Origin of the sequence: Serratia proteamaculans, assembly GCF_004684015.1 — a bacterium.
Lineage (GTDB): Bacteria > Pseudomonadota > Gammaproteobacteria > Enterobacterales > Enterobacteriaceae > Serratia > Serratia proteamaculans_F.
Genome location: NZ_SRIA01000017.1, coordinates 126,407 through 142,223 on the forward strand (window position 1 = coordinate 126,407; position 15,817 = coordinate 142,223).

The following is a 15,817-nucleotide window of genomic DNA, read 5'->3' on the forward strand; positions in this document are numbered from 1 at the left end:
CTTTCCGACGATTGAACGCCCGATATTCTCCAAATTCACGTGCTAACACGGTAAAACCGTGACGTTTGGCTTGCCCGCAGCGGGTGATTCGCGTAAAACTGTCAGCCGCAAATCTTGCCACTCACAACCCATTCACTGGACGATATGTTTCAAGATAACCCGCTGCTGGCGCAGCTTAAACAGCAACTTCACTCTCAGACCCCGCGCGTTGAAGGCGTAGTAAAAGGGACTGAGAAAGGCTTTGGCTTTCTTGAAGTAGACGGTCAAAAAAGTTATTTCATTCCGCCACCGTACATGAAGAAAGTCATGCACGGCGACCGGGTGAGCGCGACCCTGCACACCGAGAAAGATCGCGAAATCGCCGAGCCGGAAACTCTGATCGAGCCATTCCTGTCGCGCTTTGTTGGCCGGGTGCAAAAGCGCGATGACCGTTTGTCGATCGTGCCCGATCATCCGTTGCTGAAAGACGCGATTCAGTGTCGTCCTGCGCGTGGTCTGAACCACAATTTCCAGGCCGGTGACTGGGCGGTAGCAGAAATGTGTCGCCACCCGCTGAAAGGCGACCGCGGCTTCAACGCCGACCTGACCCAATTCATTACCGATGGTGAAGATCACCTGGCGCCATGGTGGGTCACGCTGGCCCGTCACAATCTGGAAAAAGAAGCGCCGGAGATGATCGCCATCAGCGAGCCGGATGCTTCACTGCCGCGTGAAGACCTGACTGCGCTGAATTTTGTCACCATTGACAGTGCCAGCACCGAAGATATGGACGACGCGTTGTTCGTCCAGGACAACGGTGACGGCTCTCTGCAGTTGACCATCGCCATTGCCGATCCGACCGCCTACGTCGAGCAAGGTAGTCCATTGGATGAAATCGCCCGCAAGCGCGCCTTCACCAACTACCTGCCGGGCTTCAACATCCCCATGTTGCCACGCGATCTGTCAGACAACCTGTGTTCACTGCGCCCGAACCAACGCCGTCCGGTATTGGCCTGCCGCGTGACCATCGGTGCCGACGGCGCCCTGGCTGACGACATTCGCTTCTTCGCCGCCGAGATCGAGTCAAAAGCCAAACTGGTTTATGACGAAGTGTCCGACTGGCTGGAAGGCATTGCCGGCTGGCAACCGCCAAGTGACGACATTGCACAGCAAATCACCCTGCTCAAGCGTGTGTGCGATGTGCGTAACTCCTGGCGCCACCAGCACGCTCTGGTATTCAAGGATCGCCCTGACTACCGCTTTGTTCTGGGCGAAAAAGGCGAAGTGCTGGAGATCGTCACCGAGCAGCGCCGCAGTGCCAACCGTATCGTTGAAGAGTGCATGATTGCTTCCAACGTTTGCGCCGCTATCGTGCTGCGCGATCGTCTGGGCTTTGGCATTTACAACGTGCATACCGGTTTCGATCCGCTGCTGGTTGAGCAGGCGGTTACCGTGCTGCAGGCCAACGGCGTGGAAGCCGATGCCGAGAAACTGCTGACGCTGGAAGGGTTCTGCGAACTGCGCCGTCACCTGGATTCACAGCCGACCCAGTTCCTCGACAGCCGCATCCGTCGTTCCCAGACCTATGCCGAGATCAGCACCACACCGGGCCCGCATTACGGCCTGGGGCTGGAAGCCTACGCCACCTGGACCTCACCGATCCGTAAATACGGCGATATGGTTAACCACCGTCTGCTGAAAGCCATTATCGCCGAGCAGTCCGCCGAAAAACCGCAGGACGAAGTCACCGTCCAGCTGGCAGAGCGCCGTCGTTTGAACCGCATGGCGGAGCGCGACGTGGGCGACTGGCTGTACGCCCGTTACCTGAAAGATAAGGCCGGTACCGATGAGCGTTTCAATGCGGAAATCATCGACGTAACCCGCGGCGGCCTGCGCGTGCGCCTGCTGGACAACGGCGCAGTGGCCTTTATCCCGGCCCCCTTCATTCACGCGGTGCGTGATGAGATGGTCTGCAGCCAGGAGACCGGCACCGTGCAGATCAAAGGCGAAGTCGTCTATCGCCAGGGCGATAGCCTGCAGGTCACCATCGCCGAAGTGCGTATGGAAACCCGTAGCGTGATCGCCAGACCGGCAGCCTAATCTCGCAAGATTCACTTAGGTCAGACAAACACCGGACGGGTCAACCTCCGGTGTTTTTTTTCGTCGCCTGAATAATGGTGCCGATGTCATTGCGCCATAGATGAGGGGGCCGCTACAGCACCATCACATTGTTTTTACGCTATTACTCAACCAGCTTCACATTTCTCATCCGACCTGCTGTTCTTCACGCACAAAACTCCTACTTTTAATTTGTATCCATTCTCCAATAAGAGCTTCTCTTTTTTATTTCTGCGCACCAAGGAGTTGTTGATCATGAAAAACGTCAAGTCCGGGATCATCTGGCTGGCGGTGGCGTTGGTGGGCGCATTTGCCTTCGCCATGCTGGCGCTAAGCCGTGGGGAGCATGTCAATGCGGTTTGGCTTGTGGTAGCGGCAGTCGCCTGTTACAGCATCGCTTACCGCTTCTACAGCCTGTTTATTGCCAGGAAAGTCTTTGAGCTCGACGATCGCCGCATGACGCCGGCGGAACGTCGCAACGACGGACTGGACTACGTGCCCACCAACAAATGGGTGTTGTTTGGTCACCACTTTGCCGCTATCGCCGGTGCCGGACCGTTGGTTGGCCCGATCCTGGCGGCACAAATGGGCTTTCTGCCCGGCACCATCTGGATCCTGGTTGGGGTGATGTTGGCCGGTGCCGTGCAAGACTTCCTGATCCTGTTTATCTCCACGCGCCGCGATGGGCGTTCGCTGGGGGAAATGGCCAAGCAGGAACTGGGCGCCTTCGCCGGAGTGATCACCATGCTGGGTGCGCTGGGAGTGATGATTATCATTCTGTCTGCGCTGGCACTGGTGGTGGTAAAAGCATTGGCCGATAGCCCATGGGGCCTGTTCACTATCGCCGCCACCATTCCTATCGCGCTGTTTATGGGCGTGTATATGCGCTTTATCCGGCCGGGTAAAATCGCCGAAATTTCGGTGGTGGGTTTTGCCCTGATGCTGCTGGCGATTATTTACGGCGGCAATGTGGCGCAAGACCCCTACTGGGGCCCGTTCTTCACGCTGCACGGCACTACACTGACCGGGGTGCTGGTGGTCTACGGTTTTGTCGCCTCGGTGCTGCCGGTGTGGCTGCTGTTGGCGCCGCGTGACTATCTGTCCACCTTTATGAAGATTGGCGTCATTATCGGGCTGGCGATTGGCATCGTCTTCGCGATGCCGGAAATGAAAATGCCGGCAGTATCGCGCTTTATCGACGGTAGCGGCCCGGTGTTTGCCGGATCGCTGTTCCCGTTCCTGTTTATTACCATCGCCTGCGGCTCGATTTCCGGCTTCCATGCGCTGGTGTCCAGCGGCACAACACCGAAACTGGTAGAGCGTGAAAGCCATATCCGCTTTATCGGCTACGGTGCCATGCTGATGGAGTCTTTCGTTGCCATCATGGCGCTGATCTGCGCGTCGGTCATCGATCCGGGCGTTTACTTCGCCATGAACTCACCGGCGGCGCTGATTGGCACCACGGTGGAAAATGCCTCGCAGGTGATCAATGGTTGGGGCTTTATGATCACCCCGGAAACCCTGACGATGATTGCCAAAGACGTCGGGGAGCACTCGATTCTGTCGCGTGCCGGTGGTGCACCGACCTTTGCGGTCGGTATGGCGCACATCATTACCGAGGTGTTTAACAGCCGCGCGATGATGGCATTTTGGTATCACTTCGCCATTTTGTTCGAAGCGCTGTTTATTCTGACCGCCGTCGATGCCGGGACCCGCGCCTGCCGTTTTATGGTGCAGGATCTGGTTGGCGTGGCGATCCCACGGCTGGCCAACAACCGTTCGTGGTTCGGTAATCTGGCGGGGACGACGGTAGCGGTCGCCGGCTGGGGGTTCTTTGTCTATCAAGGGGTGGTCGATCCGCTCGGCGGCATCAATACCCTGTGGCCGCTGTTCGGTATCGGTAACCAGATGCTGGCGTCGATGGCGCTGATCCTCGGTACCGTGGTGCTGTTCAAAATGAAAAAACAGCGCTACGCCTGGGTGACTATCCTGCCCACCGTCTGGTTGTTTATCACCTCAATGACCGCCGGCTGGCAGAAGATCTTCCATGAAAAACCGAGTATCGGCTTCCTGGCGCAGGCGAAGAAGTTCTCTACCGGTATTGAGCAAGGTACGTTAATCGCACCGGCCAAGACCTTAAAGGATATGGAAACCATCGTGTTCAGCAACCAGATTAACGCCGCGCTCTGTGCTTTCTTTATGCTGGTGGCGGTAACCATGCTGATCTCCGCCTTCTTTGTGATCCGCCGTGCGCTGAACTCCAGTCAGCCTACGGCGCAGGAGTCGCCGATCGTCCTGCGTGAGAATGGCTAAACCTGCGATTGGGCGCGGCATGCAGCGCCCCTACATTTAAGCAACCGGGCACTTGAACAGTGCCCTTTTCTTTGTTTACATCTCAGTTCAATAAGTTAGTCCCAAAGGCCCCCTGCCAATCCTGTTCGAATTTCTCTACCGCCGCCTGTACCGCAGGGGCGGCAAGGAACTGCTCGGCCACGTCGACCGGCAAGGTGATGGCCTGGCAACCGGCCAGTAAACACGCCAGTGCCTGACGCGGCGTTTTAAAACTGGCGGCCAGCACCCTGGCTCCTGGTGCATGCATCGTCAGCAACTGTTGCAGCTCCTGCACCATCTTGATGCCGTCACCGCCCTGCGCATCCAGACGGTTAACGTAAGGCGCTACGTACTCCGCCCCAGCCAGTGCCGCCAACAATCCCTGACCGGCGCCGTAGACCGCCGTCCCCAACGTCGGGATCGACATCGCCTTGAGTTTCTTAATCGCTGCCAGCCCTTCTGCGGTCGCAGGCACCTTCACCACCAGCCCTGGCACTCGCTGATGAAGCAGTGTCGCTTCTGCCACCATCAGTTCGGCATCGTTGGCCATCACCTGAGCAAACAGCTTACCGGTGCCCCCCATTGCATCACGCAGCGCCGGTAACACCTCCCAAATCGGTTTCCCCTCTTTGGCAACAATAGTTGGATTGGTGGTCACACCATGCAACGGAAGGATGCGCGCCAGGCGTTTCACGGCGTTCACATCAGCGGTATCGAGATATAGCTCCATTACGGACTCCTGAATCTTCTGTGGGCGAATTCAAACTCTGGTCATAGTAGGACATGCAATACGTTTATATTTGATCGAAATCAAATCAACTTTCATTCGAAACAACTTTAATGAAAACAGAAAAGCAACCGAATGACAGGTGACTCGTGATTTTCAATCTGCAGCGCTATTCCACCCATGATGGCCCAGGCATTCGCAGCGTAGTGTTTCTGAAGGGCTGCTCGCTTGGCTGCCTCTGGTGCCAGAACCCCGAAAGCCGGGCGCGAAACGCAGACCTGTTGTTCGACCCACGCCTGTGTCTTGGCGGCTGCACGCTGTGCAGCGAAGAGGCTACGCAGGCTGTCCGGCGGATAGACGATAATCTGGTGATCCAGCGCGATTTACTCAGCTATGAAGATTATGCCGTATTGGCTGCCCGTTGCCCAACCGGCGCGCTCAGCCTGTGCGGTAGCGCGATAAATATCGACGCTATCATGGCCGAGGTCCTGCGCGACCGCCCCTTTTATTTGCGGACCGGCGGTGGGCTGACGCTGTCCGGCGGCGAACCCTTTATGCAACCGACCGTGGCGGCAGAACTGCTGCGCCGCAGTCGTGAGGCTGGAATTCATACCGCAGTGGAGTCTTGCCTGCATACCCCCTGGTCGTACATCGCCCCTTCACTGCCCTGGCTTGACCTGATGCTGGCGGATCTGAAACACGTCGATGAGCGACGCTTCAAACAGTGGACCGGCGGATCCGCCAAACGGGTAATGGACAATTTTCGTCGGCTGGCTGAGCGCGGTACCCAAACTATTGTGCGCGTGCCGCTGATCCCGGAGTTTAACGCCGATCGCGATTCTGTCCGCGCGATTGTCGATTTCGCCGCCGATGAAGCCGGCGCCAAAGAGATTCATTTTTTGCCGTACCACACGCTGGGCATCAACAAATACCACCTGCTCGGCGAACCCTATCACGCCGCCCGTACCCCACTGGATGCGCCCGACCTGCTGGCCTATGCCGAGCAGTACGCCAAAACCAAGGGATTGGCCGCTATTTTGCGAGGATAACATCATGACCACGCTGGACTTGACCACCCTGACCGAACGCACCCTGGCCCACAAGAACGCGCTGATCCATATCGTCAAACCGCCGGTTTGTACCGAACGCGCACAGCACTATACCGAAGCCTATCAGCAGCACCTGGACAAACCCTTGCCGGTGCGCCGGGCGCTGGCATTAGCCAATCATCTGGCCAAACGCACCCTGAGAATCGACAACGATGAGCTGATTATCGGCAATCAGGCCAGTGAATTGCGCGCCGCACCAATCTTCCCGGAATATACCGTCAGTTGGATCGAAGACGAGATTGACCAGTTGGCCGACCGTCCGGGTGCCGGTTTCTCCATTAGCGAAGAGAATAAGGCCATCCTGCACCGGATATGCCCGTGGTGGCGTGGCCAGACGGTACAAGACCGCTGCTACGGCATGTTCACCGATGAACAACAGGCGCTACTGGCCACCGGCATCATCAAGGCCGAAGGGAATATGACTTCGGGAGATGCCCACCTGGCGGTGAATTTCCCACTGCTGTTGGAAAAAGGCCTCGACGGGCTACGCGACAAGGTGGACGAGCGCCGCAGCCGCATTCACCTCACCGACTGGCAAGAGTTGCAGCAGGAGCAGTTCCTGAAGGCTATCGACCTGACGCTGGAAGCCCTGAGCGAACATATCCTGCGCTTTGCCGCACTGGCGCGCAGCATGGCACAGGCGGAAAGTCGCCGCTGGCGGAGTGAGGAACTGCTGGCCATCGCGGAAAACTGCGAGTTGATCGCTCACCGCCCACCGCAGACCTTCTGGCAGGCGCTGCAACTGTGTTACTTCATTCAGCTAACGCTACAAATTGAATCCAACGGCCATTCGGTGTCTTTTGGCCGCCTCGACCAATATCTGTACCCCTGGTATCGCCGCGATGTCGAGCTGGAGCAAACTCTGCCACGCGAGCGGGCGATTGAAATGCTGCACAGTTGCTGGCTGAAACTGCTGGAGATAAACAAGATCCGTTCTGGCTCGCACTCCAAGGCCTCTGCAGGCAGCCCGCTGTATCAGAACGTCACTATCGGCGGACAGCAGTTGGTCGATGGCAAACCTCGCGACGCGGTGAATCCTTTGTCCTATGCCATTCTGGAGTCCTGCGGCCGTCTGCGCTCGACCCAACCCAATCTCAGTGTTCGCTACCATGCCGGGATGAGCAGCGACTTTCTCGATGCCTGCGTGCAGGTGATCCGCTGTGGGTTTGGTATGCCGGCCTTCAACAACGATGAGATTGTCATTCCCGAATTTATCAAGCTGGGGGTAGCGGTGCAGGATGCCTATGATTATGCGGCGATTGGCTGCATCGAAACCGCCGTTGGCGGAAAATGGGGTTATCGCTGCACCGGCATGAGTTTTATCAACTTCGCCCGAGTCTTGCTGGCAGCGCTGGAACAAGGGCGTGATGCCACTTCCGGCAAGGTGTTCCTGCCCCAGGAATTGGCGTTGTCGCGGGGCAATTTCAGCCATTTCGATCAGGTGCTGGGCGTCTGGGACAGCCAGATCCGCTATTACACCCGTAAGTCGATTGAAATTGAGTGCGTGGTCGATAGCGTACTGGAAGAAAATGCTCACGACATCCTGTGTTCAGCGCTGGTGGACGACTGCATCGAACGCGGCAAAAGCATTAAGCAAGGCGGTGCAAAATACGACTGGGTTTCGGGCCTGCAGGTCGGTATCGCCAACCTGGGCAACAGTCTGGCGGCAGTGCGTAAACTGGTGTTCGAACAGGGTGCGATCGGCCAGCAGCAGTTGGCGGCAGCGCTGGCCAATGACTTTGACGGGCTGAGCGGCGAGCAGTTACGTCAGCGGCTGCTCAACACCGCGCCAAAATACGGCAATGACGTGGATGAGGTCGACCAATTACTGGTGCGCGCTTATCAAACCTACATTGACGAGCTTGGGCAGTACCACAATACCCGCTTTGGTCGTGGCCCGATCGGCGGCACTTACTACGCCGGCACCTCGTCCATTTCGGCTAACGTGCCCTTTGGTGCCGCTACCCTGGCAACCCCGGATGGGCGCAAAGCGCATACGCCGCTGGCGGAAGGTGCCAGCCCGGCATCGGGTACCGACCATCTCGGGCCAACTGCCGTGTTCAATTCACTGTCCAAGTTGCCCACCGCCTCAATTCTTGGTGGCGTGCTGCTGAACCAGAAGCTCAACCCGGCCACGCTGGAAAACCCGGCCGATCGTGAAAAGCTGATGTTGATGCTGCGCACCTTCTTTGAGGACTATCAAGGCTGGCACGTACAGTACAACATTGTGTCGCGGGAAACCCTGCTGGAAGCGAAGCAACATCCTGACCAATATCGTGATTTAGTGGTTCGCGTTGCTGGATATTCCGCGTTCTTTACCGCATTATCCCCTGACGCGCAGGATGATATTATTGCGCGAACAGAACATACTATTTAAACAACAAATATTAGCGGCCGCACCTTGGTGGCCGCACATCAGGTTGATATGAATTCAAGACAACAGACAATATTGCAATTGGTTAACGATCGCCGACGCATCAGCGTCAGCGATCTGGCTGCCGCTACCGGCGTTTCTGAGGTGACCATCCGTCAGGATTTGAATCTGCTGGAGAAGCGCAGCTATTTGAAGCGGGTACATGGTTCCGCGCTGGCGCTGGAAAGTGACGACGTCGATGCCCGCATGATGTCCAACTTCACCCTCAAGCAAAAGCTGGCGCAATATGCCGCATCGCTGGTGAACGACGATGAAACCATCTTTATCGAAAGCGGCAGTGCCAACGCGCTGTTGGCTCGCTACATTGCCGAACGCAAGCGCATCACGCTGATCACCGTCAGCCACTATATCGCCAACCTGCTGAAAGAGACCGACTGCGAAGTGATCGTGCTGGGCGGCATGTATCAGAAAAAAAGCGAAACCGTGGTCGGGCCGTTGACGCGACAATGCATTCAGCAGGTGCATTTCAGCAAGGCGTTTATCGGCATTGACGGCTACCATGCGGACACCGGCTTTACCGGTCGCGATATGATGCGCGCCGATGTGGTTAATGCCGTGCTGGCGAAGGGCGTAGAAAATATTGTCCTGACCGACTCGTCCAAATTTGGACAAATCCAGCCCAATCCGCTGACTCAGCAGGGAAAAGTGCATCGGGTGATCACCGATTCGCGGCTGTCGCTGGACTATCAACACCAGTTGAAACGCCAGGGAATACAGTTGGATATAGTGAACGACTAGGTGCCAGACGGGAAAATGTTGGCCGTCACACGACGGCCTACCTGAGAGTTACTGACCGTAATAGGCATTTTTACCGTGCTTGCGCAGGTAATGTTTATCAAGCAGCGTCTGCTGCATGTTCGCCAGCCCCGGTGTCAGTTGGCTCGAAAAAATCCCCATGTAGGCAATCTCTTCCAGCACCACCGCATTATGCACCGCGTTTTCCGCATCCTTTCCCCAGGTAAAGGGACCGTGTGAGTGCACCAGCACCGCCGGTATCGCCGCCGGATCCAACTGGCGTTCGGCAAAGGTTTCGGCGATCACCTTGCCGGTTTCCCACTCATAGCGGCCATTGATCTCCTCATTGCGCATCTGACGGGTACAGGGGATGTCGCCATAAAAATAATCGGCGTGAGTGGTGCCCCATGCCGGAATATCCAGCCCCGCCTGCGCCCAGATGGTGGCGTGCCGCGAATGAGTGTGAACAATCCCCCCGGCAGCGGCAAATTCCAGGTACAACACCCGATGGGTATCACTGTCCGATGACGGTTTTTTACTCCCCTCCACCACTTTGCCGCTTTCCAGCTCCACCACCACCATATCGTCACGGATCATCAATGCATACTCTACCCCCGACGGCTTGATCACCATCAGCCCCTCATGACGATCGACAGCACTGACGTTACCCCAGGTGAAAGTCACCAGATGATGGCGTGGCAGGGCCAGGTTGGCCTCTAATACCTGCTGCTTGAGATCGTTAAGCATTTGTCTTTCCCGATTAAGCCTGTTGGGAATATTGTCGGCAGGCTGCCCCTGAGAGGGTATGGCGTAAATCGCTAAAGACCGCGTAGCCTTCTGCTGGAAACCGAGAACTGTGGGGCACAGAAGAAATGGCCTGCAAAAGGCGGGGAAATGGACTTTAGGACTATTTACCTGTTTATCGTCAGGCAGAGGCTTATAGTGGATATTGGCAGAGAGAGCGCTTTTAGCTTTTCAATTGTTCTGCCTTTAACAAAAAATGCCATTTTTTATATCGATACGCTTTGGGAGCCAATAGCAGGCCGAATTTAGGGTTCATGCCTATACTTATAGGGCACTCCCATAAGCCAATGCTAAGGAGAAGTCACTATGATGATTATCAATAAACGTTTCGCCACTGCCGCTCTGGCGCTTACGCTGGCGTTTTCACTCAGCGCTTGTTCCAACATGTCCAAACGTGACCGTAACACCGCTATCGGTGCCGGTGCGGGGGCTGTAGGCGGCGCGGTGTTGACCGATGGTAGCGCACTCGGTACGCTCGGCGGGGCCGCCGTTGGGGGCATTATTGGTCATCAGGTAGGTAAATAACCTGACCGGCCACTAGCCGACAGGCTGGCAAAAGCGTTTACGCTTTGACGTATTAACCATAATAAAGAATATTTCAGGTCTGTTTTACTATTAGTCAATGGCATCATTGCCATTAACGGGTTAACGCCCGGCAGCATCACCCACTGCCATGCCGCAGCATTACACCGCGGCATGGCAATTCCCCCAGCGATTAACCGCCCGCCAGTTTGACCTTCATCCCTTTGGCTTCCAGCAACTGTTTTAGCAGATCGCGCTTATCGCCCTGGATCTCAATCACCCCGTCCTTGAGCGAACCGCCGCAGCCACACTTCTTTTTCAGCTCGGCGGCCAGTTTTTCCAGCGCTGCATCGTCGAGATCAACACCGGAAATCAAACAAACGCCCTTCCCCTTGCGCCCGCTGGTCTGGCGTTGAATACGCACAATGCCGTCACCTTTCTCGCGCTGTGGCTTAACTTCTTCCTGCTTGATGCGCCCGCTGTCGGTGGAGTAAACCAGACGGCTGTTATCGTCCTTCATCAGTAGCTCCTTCAGGCCAGTGAAGCGCGAATGGCGCTCAGCGTAGCGGCAGGGTCGGCGGATTGGGTGATCGGGCGCCCAATCACCATGTAGTCAACACCGGCCGCCTGTGCCTGCACCGGCGTCATGATGCGGCGCTGATCGCCGGCATCGCTGCCTTCAGGACGGATACCCGGCGTAACCAGCTGGAACTGTTGGCCACAGGCCGCTTTCAGGCGTTCGGTCTCATGCGCAGAACAGACCACGCCGTCCAGTCCGCAATCACGGGTCAGACGCGCCAGTCGTTCCGCCTGCTCGGCCGGTGAGAGGTCAATGCCGATAGCCTGCAGATCCTCCGCCTCCATGCTGGTAAGCACGGTCACGGCGATCAACAACGGCGCCTGCGCGCCATAAGGCAGCAACGCCTCTTTGGCTGCGGTCATCATACGGGCACCGCCGCTGGCGTGGACGTTAACCATCCACACGCCCAGCTCGGCCGCTGCCGCTACCGCACGGGCGGTGGTATTGGGAATATCGTGGAATTTCAAATCCAGGAATACGTCGAAACCGCGGGCGTGCAAGTCGCGCACCAGTTGCGGTCCAAACAGGGTGAACATTTCCTTGCCCACTTTTAGCCGGCAGTCCTGCGGATCGATACGATCGGCAAAGGCCAATGCTGCGCCAATATCGGCGTAATCAAGTGCAACGATGATCGGAGATGATTTTAAGTCATTGTTATTAATGTTATTTTCAGACTTCATTTCTTCTACCTTCTGTAAAATGGACATAACCAGGTAACAACCCGCCAAACTGACCGCCGCATTCTACATGCCAGCCGACAGAAATCCCAGCCGCAGCGCACCCTGCAGTTAAGTAATCTTAGCCCCAGGTTCGTCATCAAGCGTCAATATAGCCCCGACGCCATTAACCCAGGCTGCGTAAAGCGCCGTAAAGATGCGTAAATTGTTAATCAGATATTTTGAACAACATGCTCAGCATTATCAGATTTTAAATCTACGTGGATGCTTTATTATTCAACACATCGGAAGCGAACGGCTTCCAACCTAAATAAACAGACTGGAGTTACTTATGAAAAGCATCAAATATTTTGCAGCAGCAGCCGCTATCGCCATGACCTCTTTTGCTACCTTCGCCGCTGAACCGGTGGATCTGCAGCAGGCCACCAGCCTGACCGCATCCGGCGTCGTTTCTGCAGGCCATGCCACCACGCTGAGCGGCCTGGAAGCCAAACTGGCCGCCAAAGCCGAAGCCCAGGGCGCCAGCAGCTACCGCATTATCTCTGCCGGTGGTAATAACATGCTAAGTGGCAGCGCAGTCATTTACAAATAAGCATTTTGGTATAGGGCCCGGCACGCCGGGCTCTACCCCTATTCCTCCCGCCAGACCGTTCATTATTCCCCCGCTCAATGTTACAGAAATATTAAATTTTTATTACACACTAGACTCTCACTCCCGACTGGCTTAGCTTGAAGGCAATCTTCCCGCAGAAAGGCTTCAAAATGAGCGAGATATCTACACTAACGATTAAAATCCCTCTGGAACTCAAAGAGAAAATTCGGGCTATTGCCGCCGATAACCAACTTTCTCTGAGCGCCGAGGTCTGTCAACGCCTTGAAAATAGCTTCGACTTACCGACTAAAGCCGCTAAAAAGTCGGCGGAGTTGCATCACGGTGAAATCGATAATCAGGAAGTTGAGGAAGAAATTGAGCAGCCGCTGAACCAGAAAGAATTGAAAAAGCTGCGTCAGTTGCTGAAAGGTGGCGTCAAAGCCGGCAAGAAAAAATAAACCGCTAACATCATAAGAAACGGGGCTATTTCAGCCCCGTTTTTATTGCAGGTTATTGCCCATCGAGCCCGCGTATCGGTTTAACCGATGACCAGGCCCGGCATGACGGGCAATGCCAATACAGCGAGTGTGCAGTAAATCCGCATTTATGGCAGCGATAACGCGGTTTGGTACGAATTTGTTCGCCGACCATATCACGCAGTAACAACAGGCTTTCTTTCGCACGGCCGTCTTCCGCATCTGCCAGGTGATAATCCATCAGGCGATAGAATACACGCATCGTCGGGTGACGCTGGAGCTGGCGGTTGATATAGACCTGCACCACGTCACGGCCTTCATTCTGCTCAATAATTTCCGCCAGCATCAGCTCAGCGGTGGCACCGGTATTTTCTTCGACACAGCGTTTGAGGAAGTCAGCCCAATCCTGTTGCTGTTCCAGATGCTGGTAACACTCATGCAGCATCGGCAAAGTTTCGCTCACCAGCTCTTTATCCTGGTTCAGCACCCGCGTGAGTGACTCAACCGCCTTGGCGTATTCGCCCTGCGCCATATAAATGCGCCCCACCATGATAGATACGCGGGCGCACTGTTTATCTGCCGAGGCCGCTCGTTTCAGCAAGCCCATTGCCTTATCGAGATCGTCACTGCCCATCGCCTGCAATGCCAGTTCGCAGTAGAAATGGGCGATCTCGATACGTTGTTTATCTTTACCCAACTTGACCAGTTTTTCCGCCACGTCGATGGCTTTTTGCCAGTCGCTGGTTGCCTGGTGGATCACCAACAGTTGCTGCAACGCGGAAATGCGGAAATCTTCTTCGCCGATTAACTGGCCGAACATGTCTTCGGCACGGTCGTACATGCCGGCAGCCATATAATCTCGCCCCAGCTGTTGCACGGCCAACAGGCGTTGTTCGAAGGTCAGGGAGGCGCTTTCCATCAGTGCCTGATGGATGCGGATTGCGCGGTCGACTTCGCCGCGCGAACGGAACAGGTTGCCCAGCGTCAGGTGGGCTTCTACGGTGTTGCTGTCCTCTTTCAACATATCAAGGAACAGATCGACCGCTTTATCCTGCTGGTTGGAAAGCAGGAAGTTAACCCCGGCCACATACTCACGCGACAGACGGTTGGCTTCCTGTTGTTTGTCCTGTTGAGCACTTCTGCGCCCCATGTACCAGCCGTACGCGGCAGCCACGGGCAACAACAGAAACAGCAGCTCTAACATAGAAGGTTATTCCTTGCTGACAACGGACGGAGCTGCCGATTCAGCAGGTTGTTCAAGCTGCAGTTCCAGCCTTTTGATTTTGCGTTCGGCTCGCCCCAGCGCAATGCGGGTACGCAGATAAAACAGGCCACAAATGACCCAGCCGAGAACAAAACCGGCGCCAAACAACGCCGCCAACAGGGTCGATACGCGATAGTCGCCCTGCGCAACCAGATAGTTAAAACTCACAACCTGATCGTTATGCGCGCCCAACGTGACAGAAATCACGAAAATCACCAGAACCAACAAAAAAATCAGCAAATATTTCACATTCTTTCCCGCGATGCCGAGTTAATCGGATGAATTCTACCCTATAGCTTTCAAGTTTCAGCTAGGCGACCAGCTCGCTCATCTCCAGGCGCTTATCAAGTAAGTAACTGGTGTGAGCGAGTGCAGATAACAACGCTGCGACTTGAAAGATGACGGGTATATGCCAATACGTGGCTTCCCTAACCTTTAAGTTAGCATTTCCCATCGTGGCAGGGAAACCCTGCGGCACGATAAAACCACATATCTGCTGGCATATTCGACAGTAAACGACGCTCCCGAACAAATTAATGAGAAAGCTTCTCAAAATAATAGATTAATAAGGATGTGGGGGCATTAATGAGAATTGCAATGACGGGAAATGTAAGCGGTTAATGCGGCGCCATAACGGCCCCGCATTAAGTGACGGCGTCACCTATCTTTTGTCCGCCGAGGTTCTTTCCGCAATTTCCTGCTGCTCTTGCGGCGGTGGCGTCAAAGGGCCAAACCAGCGTTGGGCTAACCAGCAAGCTATCGTCACCAACAGCCAACTGATCAGGGTCGCCACCGCCAAATCCTGCGGCCAGTGCATACCCAGTAGCAAACGGCTGCCCATGACACCTATTGCCCACACCATCAAGACCGCTACGGTCTTGTAGTGCCGTCTTGGCCACAACAGCCCTACGCCCAGTAGCGCCCAACTGGCGGCAAACATCGTGTGCCCGGAAGGGAATGCAAAGCCGGTCTCAAACTGCCAGTGCTCACGCAGCCATACCGGTACCAGCGCTTGATCCTGAAGTTGTTCTTTCACCAATGCGCCACGCTCTTTACGTTTGAGCGAGTAAAAGTACTTTTCATCAATCTGGTGGGCCGACTCTAACCACAGCACAAATGGCCGTGGCTCCTGCACGCGATCCTTGATCAAGGACTTCACGCCCTGTCCGATCAGAATCGACGCGCTGAGCAGCACCAACAACCCAATGGCCGGTCTGATACGAAAACGCAGGCACCACAGAAACCAGGCGCCAAGAATAATACTGGTGAGGATCCCCCAGGGCGAAGTGACTGTTTCAGTCATCCAGTACAGGCCTTTCAACAACCTGCCATCGCCACCCGGTTGCCATTGCCAGCCGGAAATCCATACCGCCAGCGGCATCAGCAACAGCACTAGTGCGCCTGCCGCCGTACGTTTTGCAATCTCAAACATTCCCATTGTCCTTTGCATAAGCCCATTTGCAGTGTAA

The 15,817-nt window shown here is 55.5% G+C and carries 15 protein-coding genes; 8 read left to right on the forward strand and 7 right to left on the reverse strand.

Features of this window, described 5'->3' with window-relative positions; translation table 11 throughout:
* Nucleotides 1-144 precede the first annotated feature (144 nt).
* Together E5C26_RS13465 and E5C26_RS13470 are read left to right on the forward strand one after the other, a co-directional pair.
* Nucleotides 145-2,079 carry an exoribonuclease II gene (locus E5C26_RS13465; protein WP_135316776.1) on the forward strand — a complete coding sequence of 645 codons (1,935 nt, stop codon included), beginning with the start codon at nucleotides 145-147 and terminating at the stop codon, nucleotides 2,077-2,079.
* Nucleotides 2,080-2,352: 273 nt separating this feature from the next.
* Nucleotides 2,353-4,410, forward strand: a complete 2,058-nt coding sequence (locus tag E5C26_RS13470; protein WP_135316777.1) for a carbon starvation CstA family protein — start codon at nucleotides 2,353-2,355, stop codon at nucleotides 4,408-4,410.
* An 82-nt stretch (nucleotides 4,411-4,492) separates the two neighbouring features.
* On the opposite strand, the gene fsa is transcribed toward E5C26_RS13470, so the two are convergent.
* The gene (gene fsa / locus E5C26_RS13475) at nucleotides 4,493-5,158 is read right to left on the reverse strand and encodes a fructose-6-phosphate aldolase (RefSeq protein ID WP_135316778.1); all 666 of its coding nucleotides are present in this window, start codon (nucleotides 5,156-5,158) and stop codon (nucleotides 4,493-4,495) included.
* 146 nt (nucleotides 5,159-5,304) lie between these two features.
* On the opposite strand from fsa, the gene E5C26_RS13480 reads away from it, so the two are divergent.
* The 3 genes from E5C26_RS13480 to E5C26_RS13490 are packed head-to-tail and all read left to right on the forward strand — an operon-like array spanning nucleotide 5,305 to nucleotide 9,436.
* Nucleotides 5,305-6,204, forward strand: coding sequence for a glycyl-radical enzyme activating protein (locus E5C26_RS13480; protein WP_135316779.1), 900 nt, complete (start codon nucleotides 5,305-5,307; stop codon nucleotides 6,202-6,204).
* Nucleotides 6,205-6,208: 4 nt separating this feature from the next.
* Nucleotides 6,209-8,641: a formate C-acetyltransferase/glycerol dehydratase family glycyl radical enzyme gene (locus E5C26_RS13485; protein WP_135316780.1), complete on the forward strand. Its 2,433-nt coding sequence runs from the start codon at nucleotides 6,209-6,211 to the stop codon at nucleotides 8,639-8,641.
* A gap of 48 nt (nucleotides 8,642-8,689) precedes the next feature.
* Nucleotides 8,690-9,436 (forward strand): DeoR/GlpR family DNA-binding transcription regulator, encoded by a 747-nt coding sequence (locus tag E5C26_RS13490; protein WP_135316781.1) that lies wholly within the window; start codon nucleotides 8,690-8,692, stop codon nucleotides 9,434-9,436.
* A gap of 48 nt (nucleotides 9,437-9,484) precedes the next feature.
* Here the strand turns inward: E5C26_RS13490 and araD are convergent, their stop codons facing one another.
* Complete coding sequence (gene araD / locus E5C26_RS13495) at nucleotides 9,485-10,180, reverse strand: L-ribulose-5-phosphate 4-epimerase (protein ID WP_135316782.1); 696 nt, start codon at nucleotides 10,178-10,180, stop codon at nucleotides 9,485-9,487.
* A gap of 363 nt (nucleotides 10,181-10,543) precedes the next feature.
* Between araD and osmB the strand changes: the two genes are divergently transcribed.
* Nucleotides 10,544-10,762, forward strand: a complete 219-nt coding sequence (gene osmB, locus E5C26_RS13500) for an osmotically-inducible lipoprotein OsmB (protein WP_004945176.1) — start codon at nucleotides 10,544-10,546, stop codon at nucleotides 10,760-10,762.
* Between the two features lie 190 nt (nucleotides 10,763-10,952).
* On the opposite strand, the gene yciH is transcribed toward osmB, so the two are convergent.
* Nucleotides 10,953-11,279: a stress response translation initiation inhibitor YciH gene (gene yciH / locus E5C26_RS13505; RefSeq protein WP_135316783.1), complete on the reverse strand. Its 327-nt coding sequence runs from the start codon at nucleotides 11,277-11,279 to the stop codon at nucleotides 10,953-10,955.
* An 11-nt stretch (nucleotides 11,280-11,290) separates the two neighbouring features.
* Complete coding sequence (gene pyrF / locus E5C26_RS13510; RefSeq protein WP_135316784.1) at nucleotides 11,291-12,019, reverse strand: orotidine-5'-phosphate decarboxylase; 729 nt, start codon at nucleotides 12,017-12,019, stop codon at nucleotides 11,291-11,293.
* 328 nt (nucleotides 12,020-12,347) lie between these two features.
* Here pyrF and bhsA point away from each other — a divergent pair, with 328 nt between their 5' ends.
* Nucleotides 12,348-12,608: a multiple stress resistance protein BhsA gene (bhsA, locus tag E5C26_RS13515; protein WP_135316785.1), complete on the forward strand. Its 261-nt coding sequence runs from the start codon at nucleotides 12,348-12,350 to the stop codon at nucleotides 12,606-12,608.
* A 170-nt stretch (nucleotides 12,609-12,778) separates the two neighbouring features.
* The gene (locus tag E5C26_RS13520; protein ID WP_135316786.1) at nucleotides 12,779-13,066 is read left to right on the forward strand and encodes an Arc family DNA-binding protein; all 288 of its coding nucleotides are present in this window, start codon (nucleotides 12,779-12,781) and stop codon (nucleotides 13,064-13,066) included.
* A gap of 52 nt (nucleotides 13,067-13,118) precedes the next feature.
* Here the strand turns inward: E5C26_RS13520 and lapB are convergent, their stop codons facing one another.
* From lapB to pgpB, 3 genes are all read right to left on the reverse strand, one after another.
* Nucleotides 13,119-14,288, reverse strand: coding sequence for a lipopolysaccharide assembly protein LapB (lapB, locus tag E5C26_RS13525; protein ID WP_012145377.1), 1,170 nt, complete (start codon nucleotides 14,286-14,288; stop codon nucleotides 13,119-13,121).
* A gap of 6 nt (nucleotides 14,289-14,294) precedes the next feature.
* The gene (locus E5C26_RS13530) at nucleotides 14,295-14,597 is read right to left on the reverse strand and encodes a LapA family protein (protein WP_017893019.1); all 303 of its coding nucleotides are present in this window, start codon (nucleotides 14,595-14,597) and stop codon (nucleotides 14,295-14,297) included.
* 412 nt (nucleotides 14,598-15,009) lie between these two features.
* Nucleotides 15,010-15,780: a phosphatidylglycerophosphatase B gene (gene pgpB / locus E5C26_RS13535; RefSeq protein ID WP_135316787.1), complete on the reverse strand. Its 771-nt coding sequence runs from the start codon at nucleotides 15,778-15,780 to the stop codon at nucleotides 15,010-15,012.
* Nucleotides 15,781-15,817: the final 37 nt, after the last annotated feature.

Bases quoted from the DNA above. Each gene is read 5' to 3' on its own strand.
- E5C26_RS13465 (WP_135316776.1), top strand. From the start codon at position 145: ATGTTTCAAGATAACCCGCTGCTGGCGCAGCTTAAACAGCAACTTCAC.
- E5C26_RS13470 (WP_135316777.1), top strand. From the start codon at position 2,353: ATGAAAAACGTCAAGTCCGGGATCATCTGGCTGGCGGTGGCGTTGGTG.
- fsa (WP_135316778.1), bottom strand. From the start codon at position 5,158: ATGGAGCTATATCTCGATACCGCTGATGTGAACGCCGTGAAACGCCTG.
- E5C26_RS13485 (WP_135316780.1), top strand. From the start codon at position 6,209: ATGACCACGCTGGACTTGACCACCCTGACCGAACGCACCCTGGCCCAC.
- E5C26_RS13490 (WP_135316781.1), top strand. From the start codon at position 8,690: ATGAATTCAAGACAACAGACAATATTGCAATTGGTTAACGATCGCCGA.
- araD (WP_135316782.1), bottom strand. From the start codon at position 10,180: ATGCTTAACGATCTCAAGCAGCAGGTATTAGAGGCCAACCTGGCCCTG.
- osmB (WP_004945176.1), top strand. From the start codon at position 10,544: ATGATGATTATCAATAAACGTTTCGCCACTGCCGCTCTGGCGCTTACG.
- yciH (WP_135316783.1), bottom strand. From the start codon at position 11,279: ATGAAGGACGATAACAGCCGTCTGGTTTACTCCACCGACAGCGGGCGC.
- pyrF (WP_135316784.1), bottom strand. From the start codon at position 12,019: ATGAAGTCTGAAAATAACATTAATAACAATGACTTAAAATCATCTCCG.
- bhsA (WP_135316785.1), top strand. From the start codon at position 12,348: ATGAAAAGCATCAAATATTTTGCAGCAGCAGCCGCTATCGCCATGACC.
- E5C26_RS13520 (WP_135316786.1), top strand. From the start codon at position 12,779: ATGAGCGAGATATCTACACTAACGATTAAAATCCCTCTGGAACTCAAA.
- lapB (WP_012145377.1), bottom strand. From the start codon at position 14,288: ATGTTAGAGCTGCTGTTTCTGTTGTTGCCCGTGGCTGCCGCGTACGGC.
- pgpB (WP_135316787.1), bottom strand. From the start codon at position 15,780: ATGTTTGAGATTGCAAAACGTACGGCGGCAGGCGCACTAGTGCTGTTG.